Origin of the sequence: Legionella pneumophila subsp. pascullei (genome assembly GCF_900637585.1) — a bacterium.
GTDB lineage: Bacteria > Pseudomonadota > Gammaproteobacteria > Legionellales > Legionellaceae > Legionella > Legionella pascullei.
Genome location: NZ_LR134380.1, coordinates 1,258,314 through 1,276,487, shown reverse-complemented (window position 1 = coordinate 1,276,487; position 18,174 = coordinate 1,258,314). Strand labels below are relative to the sequence as shown.

Below are 18,174 nucleotides of genomic sequence, written 5' to 3'. Positions count from 1 at the left end.
CATTTCAAAAAATAGTATTTCATTGAATGAAAAACAAAAATTTTTATTCTTTATTCAAACAATCCAACCTAAATACAACCAAATAAAAAACTCCATGAAACCAACATATAGTACTATAATTAAACAAGTAGTATCTTGTTTGGCGCATGAATTGCGGCATTATAAGATACTCATTCGTTAAAAGGATAAAATGTGAATACCAATAAAACAAACACAGGAGTTAAGGGATTAGATGCCATTTTAAATGGCGGTTATTTAAAGAATAAACCAACCCTTCTCAAAGGCAGCCCTGGAACAGGAAAAACAATTTTCACTCTTTTTTTCGCCCACGAACAACTTAAATCAAACAACAGCGTTATTTATGTCACCTGCGATGAATCGCCAGAGCAAATTATTTCTCATATGGATGGATTCAATATTGAAAGTAAAAAATTTTTGCAAGAGGGTAAGTTTTTAATTCTTGATTTTACACCTGTATTGACAGATGAAGTGGCTGGAGAATTCAACATCAATGCCCTTCTCCTGCGTATAGAGCAGGCACAACAGAAAATCAAAGCGAACACCTTAATTATCGACTCACTTCAATCCATTATTTTAGGCATTAAAAACTATGATCCCAACTATGAGCTTTTAAGGTTGTTTCAGTGGACACGGCAAAAAAATCTTACCGTTCTCACAACAATGGCTGAAACACAAACTATTTTACAAACAGATATCTATGATGAATATGTGGTTGATTGTGCTATTGAACTGAAACAAAAAATAAAGAACAATTTGATGACGCGCTATTTGCGAATCATTAAAAACCGTGGTTCATCTCATGGCACTAATGAGTATCCCTTTTCTATTACTCATAATGGCATTTCATTGCTTCCTATAACCAGCACGAAACTAAATACAACAATTTCTGGTGAATATCTCAAAACGGGTATAAAAATCCTGGATAAGATGTTAGGCGATAAAGGATACCAAACAGGATCGCAAGTAATAATCAGCGGACGCTCAGGAACCGCAAAAACACTTTTTGCAGCAAGTTTTGCCCAATCCGCCGCTCGACAAGGAAAGAAAGTATTATTCATTTCATTCGAAGAGTCACCCAGCGATTTAATTCATCATACTCAATCTATCAACATTGATTTAATGAAATACATCACCAAAAAAAAATTACAAATCTATTCAAGGCGCTCTGTGGAAATGGGACTGGAAGATCATATTATTTCAATCATTGAATTAACAGAGGAAAAGCAATTTGATGTCCTGATACTGGATCCCATCTCATCACTTTTGGATTTGGGTAATGCAATGGAAGTCAAGAGATTATTCATACGTTTCATTTCTTATATGAAATCGCTCAATAAAACCCTTTTTTTTACTGAACTGATACCTGATTATTCCAACGAGGTAACCATACTGGGTTTGTCCAGCTTAACAGAAACCTGGATTCGCTTATCCAATGAGCAAAGTAATGGGGAATTCAATAGGTTGCTCCACATTGCCAAGGCACGAGGTATAAAAACATCCAACCAAATCAAAGAATTTTATGTCACTGATAAAGGGATTCGCATTGAAGAACCTTATATTGGTGATAACCAAATGATATTTGGCTCTCAAAAATCAGCCTGTATCTTAAGAGAAAAACAAGAACTAAACCATAGAAAACAAGAAATTAAACGCATTGAACATGAAATTCATAGCCTTGAAGAACAACTAAGTGCTCAATATAAAATACAGAAAATAAACTATTTGGCTAAAAAGAATGAACTGATATCTAAAAAAAATGATTTACTCGCTCAAGAACAAGAGCTGATTAAGCGAATGGAATCCAATAAATTGCTAAGAGAGTAATTGAATGACTCAAATTAAGCTAAAACTGTTTGTGATTGGCAATAGTGCTATATCCAAACGTGCTATTATTAATTTGCAATCGATATGCTCACATCCCAAGCTTGCTGATTTGTGTGATATTGATGTGGTGGATCTATGTAAAAACAAGGGGATAGCGGAAGAAGAAAAAATTCTGGCAACTCCACTATTAATCAAAAAAGAGCCTTTGCCTGAACGCCGAATTATCGGTGATTTATCCGACTCACAAAAGGTTATTTCCGTACTGGAAATGGATTAGGTGATATCGTGATATCAAACGACCATACAGATAATCAAAACTTCTGGTATCAGCTGGTTGAAAAAATGGCAATTGGGATATTGGTGATTAATAATGAAGGGCAAATTCTTTATGCGAATGATTATGTAGTGCAAATGTTTGGTGTAAGCCGTACAGAACTTGTTGGTACTAATTTTTTATATCCGATGGCGGCAAATGAAACACAAGAAGTTGAAATTTTAAAATTCAACAATGAAGTTTTGACCGCACATATGACAGTCAGGAAAAGTATCTGGGAAAATCGCCTGGTATGGATTATTTCTCTCTTTGATATTACAGAGCTCAAATTAAAAGAAAAACTTTTGAAAATTTCAAGTAAGGGCATTAGTTCGGCTTTTGAAGGCATTATCATCACCGATCTGGAAGGCAATATACTTCAAGCGAATAGTGCTTTTATAAAAATGACTGGATATACAGAAAAGGAGGTAATCGGCCAAAAACCGGTAATCTTGCATTCAAGAAAGCAAAACGAGAAATTTTACAAGGAGCTATGGAAAACACTGACTGAAACAGGGCAGTGGAGTGGCGAACTCCTGGCTAAAAAGAAAAACAAAAGGTTATTTCCTGCCTTTTTAGCCATCTCATCGGTTAAAAATACCGATGGGGACGTAATAAACTACATAGCTTATTATCATGATCTAACGCTAGTAAAAAAACAAGAACAACAAATTGAGAATTTCAAATATTATGATTATTTAACCGGGTTACCAAATAAATTTTTACTCACCCAACGACTTCAGACGCTTATCAGCGGATTGTCTGAAGAAAATAAAGAACTCATCGTTTTCAATATTAGAGTATTTGACTCAAACAGCAAAAACTCTTTGCTAGATTTCCCCCCGAATATTCGCGATAAAATCATATTGGAAGTAGTTAACCGTATTGATCGCACTTCACCTAAAAAGATGTTTTTCTCACGCATTGGTTTAAGTGAATTTATTGTTGTTTATTTTATCAAAAGCAGAATTGAAGTGATGGCTTCGGTTGCGCAAAGAATGATAGAAAAACTCTCTTGTCCTTATTATACCCATCACCAAACTATTATTTTGCAAACGATCATTGGATTAACCGCGTATTATAAAAATAGTGCATTCAGTGCTGAGGATTTGTTACAGCAATCAGAAATTGCCCGCCGTAAGGCTCAAATCAGCGGTGTCAATATTTTTGAGTTTTTTGATCCGCAGGTTGAAGAGCGAATTATAGAATTTAATAAACGCATTGAATCTGTTTCTAAAGCAATACAGTCAAATGAACTGAAAGTTTATTATCAACCTATTGTAGAACTAAATAGAGCTCAAGTGGTTGGTTTGGAAGCGCTGCTTCGTTGGCAACATCCAGAGAAAGGCTTATTGCTTCCCAAACAATTTTTATCCGACCTCAATAATCATCCTGTTTCTCTACAGCTTGGTGATTGGGTGCTTAATCAGGTATTGCAGCAGATTGAACAGTTAATGGCATGCAACATAACAATCCCCATCAACATTAATGTGAGTGCTTATCAACTGCAGCAACCCAATTTTGTAAAAAAACTGTTTGACACATTGGCACTATACCCAAACGTTCCTCATCACCTGCTCGTGCTTGAAATCCTTGAAACGGAAGCCATTGAAGATTTGACGCTAGTATCTCAGATAATAGCCGAGTGCAAGACTAAAGGAATTAATTTTTCTTTGGATGACTTTGGGACAGGCTATGCTTCTTTAACCTTTCTAAAAGAATTTAATACATTTGAAGTCAAAATTGATCAAAGTTTTATCATTAATATTTTTGATAATCCTAAAGATTTAGCCATCCTGAAAATAATGATAGAATTTTGCAGAGTACTTGGTCGCGCCCTGGTTGCAGAAGGGGTTGAAACAGTAGCTCATGGGAAATTATTAAGCTTATTTGGTTGCAGTCTAATCCAGGGATACGCTATTGCCAAACCCATACCTACCAAGAAATTAATTGCATGGATAAAAAATTGGAAACTTGGTCCAGAATGGGGAGAAAATCGGTTTTCGCATGCTGCATTAAATCAATTAGTTAATATCTCTATAAAACACTATCTTACCTTTCAATCAATCAGACTTTATTTAGAAAATGATCAATCCCCAAAACCTGAATTATCACTTCAAGCATGTCCAATAGAGCAGTGGCTTCTTGAAAATCAACCAACAATTAAAGAAAACAAGCAATTTAAAAAAGTGTGTGATTTGCATCACAAGGAACATGAGGTGGGAAATATAATCATTCAGTTAATTCAAACAGGGCAAAAAGAACAAGCAGCCAAACAACTGGAAAGCTTTGATGGCTTAAGAGATAACTTCTTGAAAGAGTTAATGAATTTCATTTTTAATTCAAATACCATTTAAATTATTACCTAATGAATTTCAATCAAAAAGCCTGAATACATCCAAGATTTTCTTGATCTCGACTTTAGCCACTTTACCGAGAACTGTTCATCCATAGAAGCTTGCTGAGCATGTATCTCGAAGGGCTAGTTAGGTGGTCAAAGAGAAATGATAACTCAAAGTATTAATTGTTTTCTCTGGGGCGATGAGTTCTCGGTAAAGTAGCTAAGTCGAGTTAATGATACCCCCAATTTCAACGCCAATACTAACCATCGAATCGTATTGAACTATACTCTATTTGGGCGTTTCTCAAACCATAGACAGAATAGTCTTTATTAATTAAAGTGCAAATAGAGATAACAAATGACAAGGAGATAGTCATGCGCAGTCTAAAATTTTCGTATTCTTTTTCTATAGGGATTCCCTTATTCTTGTTCTTTGTTCCCCTGCTTTCTTATGGAGCAGAAACATCCAAAATGCGAGGCAAACGATATTGTGAAATCATCCTCTCAAAAACCATATCAAGTTATGCTGTTTATAACACTTGGGGATTAAATGATTGCCCGGAGCAATTATGGAGCAAGGTTTCTGTGTCTGTGGTAAAAAAAGAAACCGGTTCTTCTTTTGTTCATCTTAATGGTCCGCGATATTGGGTAATTGACGGATTCAAAAACACTACTTTGATAAATCCTGCTATCAAAACAATTAGCGGAATTCCCATGCGGGAAGCAGGCATCTTGCATCTTGGTTTAATGGATTTATTTAAAAACAAACCATATCAATTCCATGAAGTAGAACGAAAAACAACATGGATCTACCAAGCAGGCAAACCTGTTTTTGAATTGATTGATCCCACTGGACAAGTTTTTGTAATGCAATCCTACAGTGTTCAAAAATATCCACAAACAATGAATACCCTCACACAATTAGGCACCAAACTTCAGCTTCCCAAAGGTTGGAAATTTAAAACTGGGGTGATTAACAAACCACAAACACTTGAAGCTGTCAATAACAAAGCCGTAGTTGTCCAGGATAATTTTTTGAATACCTATCAAAAAGCCAGCCATGATTTCCTGAATTAAATTCAGCGAATAATTGGTTACTTTCATAGGTCAGAAGATAAGTGCACATTGCCAAGCCATGATGATGAAACAATAAAACTTCATTTAATCTTGTAATATTTTTGCACGACCAATAATTTCCATTAATGAACTTATTAATGGTAATTTTAAGCATCTATAAAACCTATAACTTGCAAACCAAGGTAAAACGAGACACATTTTATAAATATTGCATTATAATTAACCTATATGGAATATTTTAGAGGTTAATTATAATGATATTAAGATTAATCTTTACTTTTTATTTGATTATTTTCCCCTATAAATTTTTAATGGCTAACCAAGTTATGAATACTGCTATTAAGGTATTAGAGGAATGTTACGACAAAACCACTGATCTTAGAAACTATGTCCCATGTGTTGAAACAGAAGCTGAGAAAATACACAGCTTACAAAATTTGCAAATACGCATAAAATTTAAAAACCCTGAAAAAAACTCTAAAGAAAAAGTACCTATATTGATGGTAGATAAAACAGGATACATGTATTATTGCATTGCAACAGCAGGAAAAAATTTAACCATAGATTCTTGTGCTGGTACACAGGGAAAACCTTTGTCTGAGGGGCAATTGATGTCGATAGAATTATTAAAAGATTAATATTTATTATTAAAATGCGTTTAATGCAATTGACTTAGAGTAAACTGTCAGCCCTTACCTTAATCAACAGGTTTCCAGAAAACACGATTAATCCATATTTTCGATACTCTGAAAATAATAAATAGTCTTTCAAAAATATTCGTTTTACACATAACTTTGTCTCCTGATTCAAAGCAATTGTTATTTTCATGTGATCAAATAATGGATTAAAAGTATTGCAAAAGCCAATTTGATCCTATAAGTTACTATTGAGATTAAATAACAGCGAAAGGACTATTATTATGCCAACTTATTTTGATCCTATTATGCAAGAAGATACTGTGCTGGATGAAAACACGATCGTTTACTTGGTTCGGATTGGTGATAATAAATTCAGCGTTAAAGCAATTTCATCAGGATTGGAACATCTCCCCAGCGATCCAACTACCCACGCGGAGAAATACTGGCCAATCCCTGCCAAATCATTAATTGATCATTCGAGTAACAAGTCCCTTTTTGAAGAGGATAAGTTAACCAATCAGCCCATAAGCAAAGAACAGGTAATAGAATTTTTTGCAATTGATCCTGATAAAACTGAACCCAAGCAATTTAGTGATTCCGTTAAGAGAGAGTTAACTGAAAACTGGGCACGAGAGGTGCTACAGGATGAGTTTGCTCATGCAGGGCAAAATCCTCATCTCTTTTTTTATCAACCGCTGTTCTTTGGACAACATGGAAATAATCCTGGTCAACAACAGGATAATGCAATGCCGATCCCGCTACCTCTCCTGATGTTTTCCTTGGTACCACCCATGAATAATAATAATCAACAACAAATGACATTATTATTTTTTAACATACTCCTGGTACCTGAGAATCACGGCCATGAACCTGGGCAGGAAAATGAAGGCGAGCATGATCATACTCCTGGGCACTCACATTAAACCCAACCTGTATTACTAACCGTTGCAAGTGTCGGGCACCTTGCCCGACATCGCTGGTTTAATCACATAATTTTTAATAAGATAGTTCACAAGGTATTTGATGCTCCATATCCATTTTATTATCTAAAATGTTAAGTCCGATTTTGTATTGGTCTTCTTGTTGTACAAAATATTCTTTTAATGTTTGGAGAGTGAGCTCTTCAGGATAGCTGAATTTTTTATTACTCAATAATCGATTTAGCCATGAGGCTTTCATGTTCAGTGACGATCCGTAAAACTGCCTGAGATCCGTATGGGCAAGCACATAAATCTCACCTATCCATGGATCAAGGAGATAATTTTCAGCGATAACTACAGTATGATTAATGTCTTCAATATCATAAATAAGCGCAGGGATATTTTGTTGTCTCAGCAAGGCAGCAAGATAAAAAGCCTGGTGTTCACAATTTCCTGCCATCCCCTTTGACATTGTATTTTTTATTGCCGCCCTCCCATCCAGAAAATCAATCTTGTTATCCTCAAGATGTTTAAATATCCTGAGCAGGAAAACTCTTATCTCACCGATACCATGAATAGCAACAGAGCTATTTTCCTCATATTGAGTCATTCTATTTTTATGGATTTTTGCGCTTAGTTCATTAATAACTAATGCAGAAGTGCTGGCGATACAAACTGACATAGTGGTTTTTAGAGCATTACACAGTTTTTTGTAATATTCCTCTGGTGAATCTTTGAATTCAATTTCCCTGTCTTTGAAAAATCTGACCATGTCTAATCCCTTACATCCAATAAGGGTTTTAGTTTACATACTAGTATGGGATGAGCAAGTAGAACAGCCTCTTTTCACCAAAACTACTCTTGCTAACTGTATTTGCTATACTTCCATTGGCACAGATTAAAATGGAGTTTAAAATGACAAAATATAGAGATGCAGGAACTGGACGATACGTCACCAAAGAGTTTGCAAAGAAACATCCTGGAACAACGGTTGGTGAAAACAGCAAGCCAAAATCACAAAGAAAACCTAAAAAATAATCACCATTAATAATTGGCTTGAAACTGTATTTTATACAAAATAAACCATATTGACTTCAAAGAAGTCAATATGGAGTGCTTGATGTTTTAACACAAATCCATCAATATACATATTCTGCATGAGTTCAATTCTATTAACGAATTCTCAGGATGATTTAGTTAATAGAGTAAGCTGTTGCTTTTACATTAAATTTAACCATACGGATATTAGTTAATATAATGAAATATTTTTTAAAACAGTCTCGCCAGCATGTCTCAGCTCAAAAAAAAAGAAACCCATCTGCTCAATTCGACTCTATCACCATTGATTTTATTAGCAGCGTAAGGTTTATCTTCACCTTTTCGTTATTTTGTTTTAGAGCGGTCGCTGATTTGGCCACTAGTATGATTTTCGGAAAAGAGCTTTTTAATTTTGTATTTAATAGAATAAAAATTGTCCTTAAAGGCTCAATTGACATCATTCCCGTTAGAAGAGAAATAACAAAAGCGACCCATAAGATACAAGAAACGACTGAACAAAAATCATTATTTAAAAAAGAGTTAGAAGAACCGTATAGTTCGACCGACACCAAGCCAATTATCAAACCCAATACTCTTCATACGCAGAATACTTTTTTCACAAAACCTAAAGAGAAATTAAAAACAAAATCATTTAAAACAATTGAATCCTATGATTCCAACAATTCTGAAAAACTTATGGCATTTACAGCAAAAATCAATGAGCTCATAGCACAAGACGAGGCACTGGCTATCCCGGAAAGGGAGGATGAAAACTTATCTCCTGTAGAGGAAAAAGATATTGAAAAATTAATTGAGATAATGAAAAACTCAGAATTATTAAAACATGAATTTTGGAACAGACTGAACCAGATGACTCATAAAGACATTAAATTATTTGTCAGTAGACTCAGTCCAATTAAAGAAAAAGGGAAGTTTGGCTCAAGCGATCTGGATTATTTGTGGCGTTATTTTAGTGGCTTTGAATTTGAGCCATCAAAAAGGGAAAACAGAAAAGATAAATTTGCGGTGATGCTGAAAGCCCTTTCAGAAGAACAGTTAAAAGCTTCTTTTGATTCACCTGATTTTTTAAATCTTTTAAATAAAGACTCCTACATTGAGGCTGCAGCTAACACATTAAATCGGAAACAATTGGCATCGTTTGCTGCAAATATCAAAAGGCATGACATTCTCAATTTAATGATAAAAAAACTGAAACCAAGCGCTTATTTGTTAGGTAAACTTGTTTCTATTATGCCTCATGCCACCACAAAAGTTAAAATAGCCTTAATAGACCAGATTGCTCATTTACCTCATTCCGCTTCTTTTAAGATTAAACTCACGAAATTAGCGGAACATCATATTGGTATGAATACTCAAGCATATAGAAAACGTTACCAGTCCATGCCTACCCTGCCATCCAATACAGCCCCCATGCAACCCCCTCTCTCAAAATGGTCTTCTGTACCCACTATCCCCAAACCTATATCTACGAATATAGCTGCAGTAAAAGAAAATTGGACTGATGAAGCATTTGAAGCATTCCTTTGCGAGCTGAATGCTACAACCTACATTATCAATGAGAAAAAGATAATTGAAGAGTTGAATAGTTTGCCAGATCACAGAATTAAAATGATAGTAGAAAGAGCTGCTTCACCTGATTATAAGGATATGCTGAAACACTTTTGGATGATGGAATCCAAGACAATAAATCATAAATCTTTCATAGAGAACAGAAAAAATCGCCTAAAAATTATTTTAGAAAATTTATCGGAGCCTCAACTAATAAGCTCCATAGAAGATAACAAATTTTGGGATATTTTTAGAAATACTCAAGAACCTTATTGTAAAATGGCCGCCAAAGTATTATCCCCCAGACAATTTGAAATAATCATTTCTAATGCCACACTCGAAAGACATTCCGATTTTGCAGTAATCATTACTCAAATTAAAAAAGACAGCAGTGCTGATAAAGAAAGACTGCAAAAAATTATCGAAGCGATCATTCCCCACACTACTCCGTGGTTTGCCTTAGCTTTAGAACGCCAAATAAAAGGTTTATTGACAAGTAATAAATCCCTGTTTGAGAAATTTAACGCTGATTTAAAAAAATTCCTCAGTCAATCGCTTGAAAAACCTGCGGTTAGTTTAAAATACAGAAGAGACAGAGATCTGAATAGACATGCCATTTCTCATCTCCTGGCAGAATCATTTGAAAATTCTTATAAAACATCCTGTAGTCTTTAAAAGATACATCTATTTTTTTATTAACAATCTTTGCTCCTGACTGGGAATACAACGATGAAAACAAATCAATAGAGAATATGAATGAATTTTTAACTCAATCCCCATTCATTGAATAACTGACTCTGATAACTCATTAAAACATGGTTTAAAATTGCCCCATGTTAAGCTATATTGATCAGAAATTAATAACAGTCTCCGACTTTCGGAACCCAACGCTCCACAATAAAAAAGGAATTTAACTATGTTGAAGCGCGTTCTCAATACTGCAAAAGCCAAACAACCCATTTCCACCACGGGTATATTTGCTCATACTTATTATTGGTTAACTTCTCCTTCTGGCGATCAGTCCTATCAAAATCCTAATTACAAAAACGAACAAGATAATAATACAGGGGCAGCGATCTATTTTATTCATGGTACAGCTGATCAACCTGCGGCATTTAAGCGTATTGCTGAACGTTTGATCAAGGCCGGACTTCCTGATGAAATTTGCTCTCTGAATTTACTAGACTTTGATCAACGTTACCAGGGAAAAAGTATCAAATTTTTTGCTGAACAACTCAAAAACAAAATAAAGGCCAATCATCATCAACGAATCATTTTAATAGCACACTCTAGAGGTGGGTTGGTTGCGTCTTATTTTGCAGAGTTTTTAGCTAAAGAAGCCTGCATTGAAGTCCTGCTGATGATTACAGTGGGGACTCCATTTAATGGCTCTTACCTTGCTGTACAACCATTATCATGGTTTTCTGATTCCGTTAAAGAAATGGAAATTGATAGTGAATTTCTTACACAACTTAAACAAGAGATAGTAGAACACTCCATTAGTGCGTACCATTTTTTTATTGCAAAGGAAGATGCGATTGTACCTGGAGAATCAGGGTATATAAAAGAATACGTTGATAAATACCCAGACTCGCTACATATTTTAGATCGCCACGGCCACCTTTCCATAATGTCCTCTCATCGTTTGGTAGCACATATTGCCAGTTTACTCCACGATTATATTGATCACTGTGACACTCATGCAGAAGAAGAAGTAAAAATTTCTAAATTAGGGGAACTCACACTAATTGAAGACTATTATTCTGTAAAATCTGAGCCAGACTAGCCTTTCAATCCATAAATGTCCATTCATGGATTTTTTGGTTATTATTTATTCAGAAAAATAAACTACATTGGTAATGAGCGTTTTTATAAACCACAGCTCATCATGATAATAAATAAAATTTAGTAATAAACAGTATTATTTTCACTAATGAACAGTTATCCTGAACAAACCTCAAACAAATTGCTTGATAAGATATAATTATGAATTTTAGTACTTGGTACCTTCCTTCTTTGGCTGCATTATTTCTTTATGGTGCCTGGGGATATTGGGGGACAAGAGCTGCTAATTTTATTAATCCCCTTTCCATCACTTTTTATTCAAGTATAGGAGTTTTAATTTCTGGAATTATTGCTTTGATTTTATTGGGTTTTAAACCCGAGCTTTCTGTTAAAGGGAGTACTTATGGTTTACTCAATGGCCTGGCTAACGGGATTGCCTGTATTTTTTTTATTTTGGCATTACGCAATGGTCCCACCATGCCGGTAGTTTTGGTTACCTCTATGTATCCCATGATTACTTTAATATTCTGTATGATTTTTCTCAAACAGGAATTAAGCATAAAACAAGGATTAGGGATGGTTTTCGCACTGACTGCCTTAATTTTATTTTCAATAGAATGATTACCCTGGCACTGGATATTAAATCAACCACTCACAGGCATAGGACTGTAACAACTGAACCGCAGTTTTCACCTCATACTATCCATGCCTGCTGTCAAACACTCCATGGATTTCTAACCAGGTTTTAAACCCCCAATTTTTCATCAGCAGGACGAAAAACTCCAAGCTCTTTGATAAGGAAAGTTTTTAATTCGATAATTTAGCTTAAAAACATTTTTTGCTTTGACCTTGGTTTTTTTGTAAGTCCTGATCAGATGCATGAAAATCTTCTTGACTAATATAAACAATATAATCAATATAAAATCATCATGACTAAAATAGGACTAAAAATATATCTGTTGATTGTTACAAATAAACATTGGTTCGAGGCTTTTGTTGCATTAGCTATCGCTTTTAAACTTTTTGAAATAGGTTCTTAACTATGCGAAATAATAAAATGGGAGAAAAGATTCCAAGTTTTTTTCATCATGATAACAAAGCCAACTCACCACAAATATTGGTAGACGACCCATTAATCATTAAAGATAGCGAATTACTAGACCTGTTAAATGCCCCAGTGGACAAGGATGAGAAATATCACCTGCTTATATCCTGCATTCGCAGTCACAGTCGTGACTATTTAAATCAAAGAATCAGGGTTAAAAGCCACACGATAATTGAAGGCGAGGAACGTACTCCTCCCCATTGGACAACTTTCGCAACCAAACGAGAATATGGTTACCCAAATCCTGGAAATAAAGACATTGAATTGACGACAACCCTGGCAAATATCATTGCTACCAATGAATTAAATTTTTCTTCTGCTCAAATGGTTGCCTTGTTTAGAGAGTTAATGATTAAAGGGGTCGATTTTACCGCCATAGATCAATCTCCTTACCTCAATTTAATACACCCCAAATCTGGCAATAACCCTCTCAAAAGTTTGATAGCAGCCAGTTTAGGTGATCCTGAAATTATCCACTTACTGCATGACTTCATTAGTTATATTGAAAATAAACCCCCTCACGATGAACAATTATTAATTATCAACAATCAAGATAATTTTGAATTCGAAGCGATGCGACCGGCTGAATTTTTATTGCGGCTAGGTCATGAAGATTTGGCTTTACGCTTATACAAGATGGGAGCTCAACCGACTGTGCGGGCATTTAGACTGGCTTGCTCAAGTTACGGTACCACAATTCACTATGAAGAAGCGATGGAATGCATTCAATTCTTGATGAGTTCCGTTGAGTTGGATGAAACAGATTTACTGGAAGGAAAAAATTCCTTGCAAAAAGCAAGCCCGGCACAATACAACGAAATGCTGACAAGAATATTACGCTCTCTACAGGAAGATTCGAAGCTTGATACTGGACACTCCTCTCTCTTTGAAATGATACAGAAAGACTACATAGAAAATTATCAGGATAAGATGTCCATTTCATTTCGTGATTTTTGTCAGAAGGTAGCGAAGAGTGATCATCCGCTGATTCAAAAATATGCTCTTTTACGCATCAAGCAAGAAAACATAGGTAATGGCTTTCTCTCAGATTACTACCGCACTGAATCGAGGCATTTGGCCGAGGATAAATGGACTTTACTCAATAAGAACGAAAGAGCTAATCAATTGATGTTTAATCTCATTGATTTAATTGACACTAAAATTGGATCATTAAGTATATTACCCTCAGCCAGGCTATAATTTGAGGATAATAAGGCAAATTTAGGCTATTTCAGTAATAACCTTCATTGAGTTCAATAAGGTTCTATAGGCTAACTTGCTGGAAAAAAGGGGCAGATTATTTTTTATTGAATAGATAAAGGTACTGCCCATACCCAGCTTGCCCCATTTCATTTTTTGGAATAAATTTCAAGGCAGCTGAATTCATACAATATCGCAATCCGGTTGGTTCTGGCCCGTCTTTAAAGACATGACCCAAGTGAGAGTTTGCATATTTAGAGCGAACTTCCGTACGCACAATAAAAAAATAGCTTCTGTCGGTGTGAAAAACCAAATACGATGTATCGATTGGCTTTGTAAAACTGGGCCAACCTGTTCCTGAATCGTATTTATCAGTAGAACTAAACAATGGTTCTCCTGATACTATATCAACATAGATACCTTCCTCCTTATTGTTCCAGTAAGCATTATCAAATGATTTTTCCGTTGCCCCATTTTGGGTTACCTGATATTGCAATGGAGTCAGTTTCTTAAGCTGCTCTGATTTGTTAAATTGAGAAGTATAGGCCATCACATTTGTAATGATGAACAGATAAAATAAAATGCCGATTAGTTTCGTCATACCATAACTCCTCTACCACTCATCTTGCCCACATCAATAACACTTATATTTATAGTTTAGCAAGCACAACCGTATTGGCGAAGAGAGTAAGAAATTTACATTTGCATCCGACTAATATTCGTACCCAAAGAATAACACAGGCATAATGCTTGAACTTGGACTATTTTATACATTAAATTCATATTAAAGACTATTAGTTACGAACCAACTGTGAATCAAAAGCAAATAGAAAATGAACTCGCCTTAAAATGGGCTCTTGAGCATCTGGAGCTAAGCGATGAATTTAAAATCATTAATCAACAGAAAATTATTGAAACCTCTTATTCAACAGTACATAGAATTACCACTTCCAAAAACAATGTATATTATCTAAAACAAACACCGGAAATGTTGTACCTGGAACCCCAAACAATAACCTGTCTTCATGAACAACGATGCCGCCATATCCCAACAATAATTGCTAAAAACGAGCATTTACATTGCTTTTTGATGCTGTCTTGTGGCGAGAAGACCTTACGAAATCTGTTTAAAGAAAAAATTGATTTGGAAATGCTTAAGACAGGGATTCTAAATTATACTAAAATTCAACGAACATTAGAAAACAAACTACCACAACTCATAAGATTGGGTATTCCCGATTGGCGGCTTGAAAAATTTCCTTCACTTTATTACCAGCTGATACAACAAGAAGAGCTATTAATAAGTGATGGTCTATCAACAGATGAAATTATACTTTTAAACAAAGCATATGAAATTTGCATTAATTTATGTGAGTCATTATCCAAATACCAAATTCCAGAAACGATTAATCATTGCGATTTTCATGAAAACAACATGGTTCTTAATCAAAAGACAGGAGCCATAAGCATCATTGACTGGGGAGAAACTGTTACCGCCCACCCATTTTTTTCTTTAAATGGTTGCTTGTGGAACATGACTTACTTTTATCAAATAAAACAAACCGACAAAATATATGAAACATTGCAACGACAATGTATTACTCGTTGGTTAGATCTACATGACGAAACTGCTTTATTAGATGCGCTAAAAATTGCCAACAAACTCAATGGTGTTTTTGCGGCATTAAGTTATAAGCGAATTTATGATGCAACTATGGATCAATCACTAACCGTACAACAGGAGCACCCTGGCTCCATAGTCGGCTGCCTAAGATCATTCTTAAACCATTTTCATTAAGCTTGACTGCTACATCAAGGCTATGTTCGCTGAGTTTCGCTATAAGTGATCTTACTGACTCATCGCCTCTTGACACTCAAATTGTTTAAAAAAATCCACCTGTTCTTTAAGTACAAAAGGATGCGCCTGGACATGATCCAATGTGTCACTGACGGATTTAATCCACACAAAATCACTATATTTTCTAAAAGAATGATAAGCCATTTCAGCTCCGGCATAAGGTACATCACGATCACCTTTAGTACCTACCAATAGCAAAGGAGCTGTAGGTTTAAAGTCATAGTGGTTGAAATTAATTTTTAAAATCTCGGTATTTGGATCTGACTTGCTAATAATTCCATTAGAGAAATCAGGTTGAAAAATAAGCAGGGGATTTTGTGGCAAGGCTTGGAGAATTTCAGCGACAGTATGATATCCATCCATCAATTCTGGAATAAGCGTATTGTAAGGTGGAACAAAAATTTCATCAAAATTAGACCAATAATTCTTATAAGTTTGCAGCGCATAAAAGAAATAAGCCAGATAGGCTGTAGCTCGAGGTCCTGGTTCCAACATCACAAAATGCATGGTTTCTTCCCAACCATAAGGAGCTGAACCTGGGGCAACCGCAGTGACAGGTAAATCAGGATACTCTTTTGCAAGCATTTCAAACATAACAATTGTTGAGAATCCCCCTTCTGAATAGCCTGCCAGATACAACTTATCACTTATTGGGTAATGAAGTCCGTTTGCTAACTCCTTAGCGGCAAGCAACATGTCAATGCTACTGCTGGCAAGAGTTTCTGCCTGAACATAAGGATGAAGTGTTAAATCATTATCGCCCAAACCAAGATAATCAGGCATCACCGTCATATATCCCGCGCTATTACCATAGGCAGCAAGGTATATATAGTTTTTTTCATTATTTCTGGAAGGCACATCATTGCGTTCAAATCGGGTGCCATGCTGATAGCTAACAACTCCCACTTGCCCCATAGGATTAATGGGCATTGCAACTAATCCTGAGGCAATAGTCAAACTTCCATCTGGTGCCAGGGTTTTATAATTAATTTTATATAATTGCAGATCATAATGTACTGAAAGTGTCTCTAACGGTGGCGTTTTTTTTAAGGTAATTTTTGCTGTTTCCCTGGGGAATTCACCAAGAGAAATATAATTAACCAGTTTGTCATGCTCCAAAGCAGCATGAGAATTAAAGCAAAAAATAATCCCACAAAATGTAAAAAGAATCCCTTTCAATAAACGCATTGTTTTCATAACCATCGTTAAAAAAGATGCAGATAATTACATGTTTAATAAGAAGAATCAAATGAAGCGGTTACTTGCTTTACTGCTAATGATACAATTTTCTAATTATGTATGGCTGGCGAATTATTCCAGACTCTTTAAAATAAGACGGATCTTTCCTATTGGGAATAACCAAGTGTTCTATTAGAAACATAGAAAGTAAGAATTAGATAAAAAGGTTATTTATGGCAATTCATCTGAATAGAGAAATTATCCAATGGGGTTGCCAATTCCTTTCATCTCATGGTTATATACTAAAAAGCAATCTGCCAGAAACTGTGCAAGATACGCCTTGGTCTTATGTCGCTCGTTTTGCAACAACTGATGGTTACATTTATTTGAAACATACACCAGAACAGCTTGCACTGGAGGCAACCATTATCCAAACTTTGCAAGATCAATTTCATGCCCCTGTTCCCAAAATTATCGCACACAACACGGAATTAAATTGTTTTTTAATGAAAGATGCAGGCAAACCATTAAGAGAAATTCTAAAAAAGAAATTCGATGAGGTATTGCTTCACAAAGCTGTTGACCAATTTACATTACTTCAGTTGAGTGTTGCAGATCATGTGGACGTGTTTATTGATATTGGAGTTCCCGACTGGCGCCTGGATAAATTACCGGATTTATACATGCAACTGCTGTCCCAAAAAGACATATTAATAACAGATGGACTATCAGAAATAGAAATTGGCAAATTGGAAGCATTACTTCCGAAGGTTTTGAATTTGTGTAAAAAATTATCTGGCTATTCTATCAAACAAACAATTGTTCAACCTGATTTTAATGACAATAACACACTCATAGATGAGGTATCGCAAGATATCACAATCATTGATTTGGGTGAAATAGTGATTTCGCATCCATTTTTTTCTTTGCTAAATTGGTTGCAACAAATAAAAAAACATCACGCACTAACAGACAAAGATCATGCCTATCTAAAGCTCAAGAATTTTTGTTTTAAAAACTATATGAATTTTGAATCTAAAAAACACTTATTAGAAGTCTTTTCGATAGCACGCCTATTATTTTTTATTTATGGATCATTGTGCTGTTACCGATTGATGAGAGCTTGTGATAAAGCAAGCTTTACATCATCATTTCAAAGACATGGAAGGCCAAGTATCCCATTGAAAGAATTGATAACTAAATTCATCTCAATTGGCTAAAGCCTGTCGAAGCTCAACAAGAGCAGCCCTGATACAGTTTTTTCCAAACATGAATAAGCTCACCTTTATATTAGATAATTAGTAAT

General features: G+C 35.2%; 16 protein-coding genes. 13 read left to right on the top strand and 3 right to left on the bottom strand.

The window, feature by feature from the left end; all coding sequences use genetic code 11:
* The first annotated feature begins 192 nt into the window (after positions 1-192).
* The 6 genes from kaiC to EL201_RS05875 all read left to right on the top strand — a co-directional run bounded on the left by kaiC (position 193) and on the right by EL201_RS05875 (position 7,137).
* A complete protein-coding gene (kaiC, locus tag EL201_RS05900) occupies positions 193-1,845 on the top strand; it encodes a circadian clock protein KaiC (protein WP_027221354.1) in 1,653 nt (550 codons plus the stop codon).
* A gap of 4 nt (positions 1,846-1,849) precedes the next feature.
* Positions 1,850-2,122: a circadian clock KaiB family protein gene (locus EL201_RS05895; protein ID WP_027221353.1), complete on the top strand. Its 273-nt coding sequence runs from the start codon at positions 1,850-1,852 to the stop codon at positions 2,120-2,122.
* 8 nt (positions 2,123-2,130) lie between these two features.
* Positions 2,131-4,515: an EAL domain-containing protein gene (locus tag EL201_RS05890; protein WP_027221352.1), complete on the top strand. Its 2,385-nt coding sequence runs from the start codon at positions 2,131-2,133 to the stop codon at positions 4,513-4,515.
* A 359-nt stretch (positions 4,516-4,874) separates the two neighbouring features.
* Complete coding sequence (locus EL201_RS05885; protein WP_027221351.1) at positions 4,875-5,576, top strand: hypothetical protein; 702 nt, start codon at positions 4,875-4,877, stop codon at positions 5,574-5,576.
* A gap of 254 nt (positions 5,577-5,830) precedes the next feature.
* Complete coding sequence (locus tag EL201_RS05880) at positions 5,831-6,214, top strand: hypothetical protein (RefSeq protein WP_027221350.1); 384 nt, start codon at positions 5,831-5,833, stop codon at positions 6,212-6,214.
* Positions 6,215-6,495: 281 nt separating this feature from the next.
* Entirely contained in the window at positions 6,496-7,137 is a 642-nt protein-coding gene (locus EL201_RS05875; protein WP_027221349.1) for a hypothetical protein, read from the top strand.
* 73 nt (positions 7,138-7,210) lie between these two features.
* On the opposite strand, the gene EL201_RS05870 is transcribed toward EL201_RS05875, so the two are convergent.
* Positions 7,211-7,906 carry a hypothetical protein gene (locus EL201_RS05870; protein WP_027221348.1) on the bottom strand — a complete coding sequence of 232 codons (696 nt, stop codon included), beginning with the start codon at positions 7,904-7,906 and terminating at the stop codon, positions 7,211-7,213.
* Positions 7,907-8,049: 143 nt separating this feature from the next.
* Here EL201_RS05870 and EL201_RS05865 point away from each other — a divergent pair, with 143 nt between their 5' ends.
* The 5 genes from EL201_RS05865 (at position 8,050) to EL201_RS05845 (ending at position 13,831) form a co-directional block, all read left to right on the top strand.
* Positions 8,050-8,172: a multidrug transporter gene (locus EL201_RS05865; protein ID WP_229309785.1), complete on the top strand. Its 123-nt coding sequence runs from the start codon at positions 8,050-8,052 to the stop codon at positions 8,170-8,172.
* Between the two features lie 219 nt (positions 8,173-8,391).
* Positions 8,392-10,416, top strand: a complete 2,025-nt coding sequence (locus EL201_RS05860) for a hypothetical protein (protein ID WP_027221346.1) — start codon at positions 8,392-8,394, stop codon at positions 10,414-10,416.
* A 241-nt stretch (positions 10,417-10,657) separates the two neighbouring features.
* The gene (locus EL201_RS05855) at positions 10,658-11,527 is read left to right on the top strand and encodes an esterase/lipase family protein (RefSeq protein WP_027221345.1); all 870 of its coding nucleotides are present in this window, start codon (positions 10,658-10,660) and stop codon (positions 11,525-11,527) included.
* A gap of 200 nt (positions 11,528-11,727) precedes the next feature.
* A complete protein-coding gene (locus tag EL201_RS05850) occupies positions 11,728-12,147 on the top strand; it encodes an EamA family transporter (RefSeq protein WP_027221344.1) in 420 nt (139 codons plus the stop codon).
* A 421-nt stretch (positions 12,148-12,568) separates the two neighbouring features.
* Positions 12,569-13,831, top strand: coding sequence for a hypothetical protein (locus tag EL201_RS05845; RefSeq protein ID WP_027221343.1), 1,263 nt, complete (start codon positions 12,569-12,571; stop codon positions 13,829-13,831).
* A gap of 97 nt (positions 13,832-13,928) precedes the next feature.
* On the opposite strand, the gene msrB is transcribed toward EL201_RS05845, so the two are convergent.
* A complete protein-coding gene (gene msrB / locus EL201_RS05840) occupies positions 13,929-14,432 on the bottom strand; it encodes a peptide-methionine (R)-S-oxide reductase MsrB (protein WP_027221342.1) in 504 nt (167 codons plus the stop codon).
* Between the two features lie 210 nt (positions 14,433-14,642).
* Between msrB and EL201_RS05835 the strand changes: the two genes are divergently transcribed.
* Positions 14,643-15,629 carry a phosphotransferase gene (locus EL201_RS05835; protein ID WP_027221341.1) on the top strand — a complete coding sequence of 329 codons (987 nt, stop codon included), beginning with the start codon at positions 14,643-14,645 and terminating at the stop codon, positions 15,627-15,629.
* A gap of 51 nt (positions 15,630-15,680) precedes the next feature.
* Here EL201_RS05835 and EL201_RS05830 read toward each other — a convergent pair whose 3' ends face one another.
* The gene (locus EL201_RS05830) at positions 15,681-16,892 is read right to left on the bottom strand and encodes an alpha/beta hydrolase family protein (RefSeq protein WP_027221340.1); all 1,212 of its coding nucleotides are present in this window, start codon (positions 16,890-16,892) and stop codon (positions 15,681-15,683) included.
* Between the two features lie 209 nt (positions 16,893-17,101).
* Here EL201_RS05830 and EL201_RS05825 point away from each other — a divergent pair, with 209 nt between their 5' ends.
* On the top strand, positions 17,102-18,088 hold the full coding sequence (locus EL201_RS05825) for an aminoglycoside phosphotransferase family protein (RefSeq protein WP_032828811.1): 987 nt from the start codon (positions 17,102-17,104) through the stop codon (positions 18,086-18,088).
* Positions 18,089-18,174: the final 86 nt, after the last annotated feature.

Bases quoted from the DNA above. Each gene is read 5' to 3' on its own strand.
- EL201_RS05895 (WP_027221353.1), top strand. From the start codon at position 1,850: ATGACTCAAATTAAGCTAAAACTGTTTGTGATTGGCAATAGTGCTATA.
- EL201_RS05885 (WP_027221351.1), top strand. From the start codon at position 4,875: ATGCGCAGTCTAAAATTTTCGTATTCTTTTTCTATAGGGATTCCCTTA.
- EL201_RS05880 (WP_027221350.1), top strand. From the start codon at position 5,831: ATGATATTAAGATTAATCTTTACTTTTTATTTGATTATTTTCCCCTAT.
- EL201_RS05875 (WP_027221349.1), top strand. From the start codon at position 6,496: ATGCCAACTTATTTTGATCCTATTATGCAAGAAGATACTGTGCTGGAT.
- EL201_RS05870 (WP_027221348.1), bottom strand. From the start codon at position 7,906: ATGGTCAGATTTTTCAAAGACAGGGAAATTGAATTCAAAGATTCACCA.
- EL201_RS05865 (WP_229309785.1), top strand. From the start codon at position 8,050: ATGACAAAATATAGAGATGCAGGAACTGGACGATACGTCACCAAAGAG.
- EL201_RS05860 (WP_027221346.1), top strand. From the start codon at position 8,392: ATGAAATATTTTTTAAAACAGTCTCGCCAGCATGTCTCAGCTCAAAAA.
- EL201_RS05855 (WP_027221345.1), top strand. From the start codon at position 10,658: ATGTTGAAGCGCGTTCTCAATACTGCAAAAGCCAAACAACCCATTTCC.
- EL201_RS05850 (WP_027221344.1), top strand. From the start codon at position 11,728: ATGAATTTTAGTACTTGGTACCTTCCTTCTTTGGCTGCATTATTTCTT.
- EL201_RS05845 (WP_027221343.1), top strand. From the start codon at position 12,569: ATGCGAAATAATAAAATGGGAGAAAAGATTCCAAGTTTTTTTCATCAT.
- msrB (WP_027221342.1), bottom strand. From the start codon at position 14,432: ATGACGAAACTAATCGGCATTTTATTTTATCTGTTCATCATTACAAAT.
- EL201_RS05830 (WP_027221340.1), bottom strand. From the start codon at position 16,892: ATGGTTATGAAAACAATGCGTTTATTGAAAGGGATTCTTTTTACATTT.
- EL201_RS05825 (WP_032828811.1), top strand. From the start codon at position 17,102: ATGGCAATTCATCTGAATAGAGAAATTATCCAATGGGGTTGCCAATTC.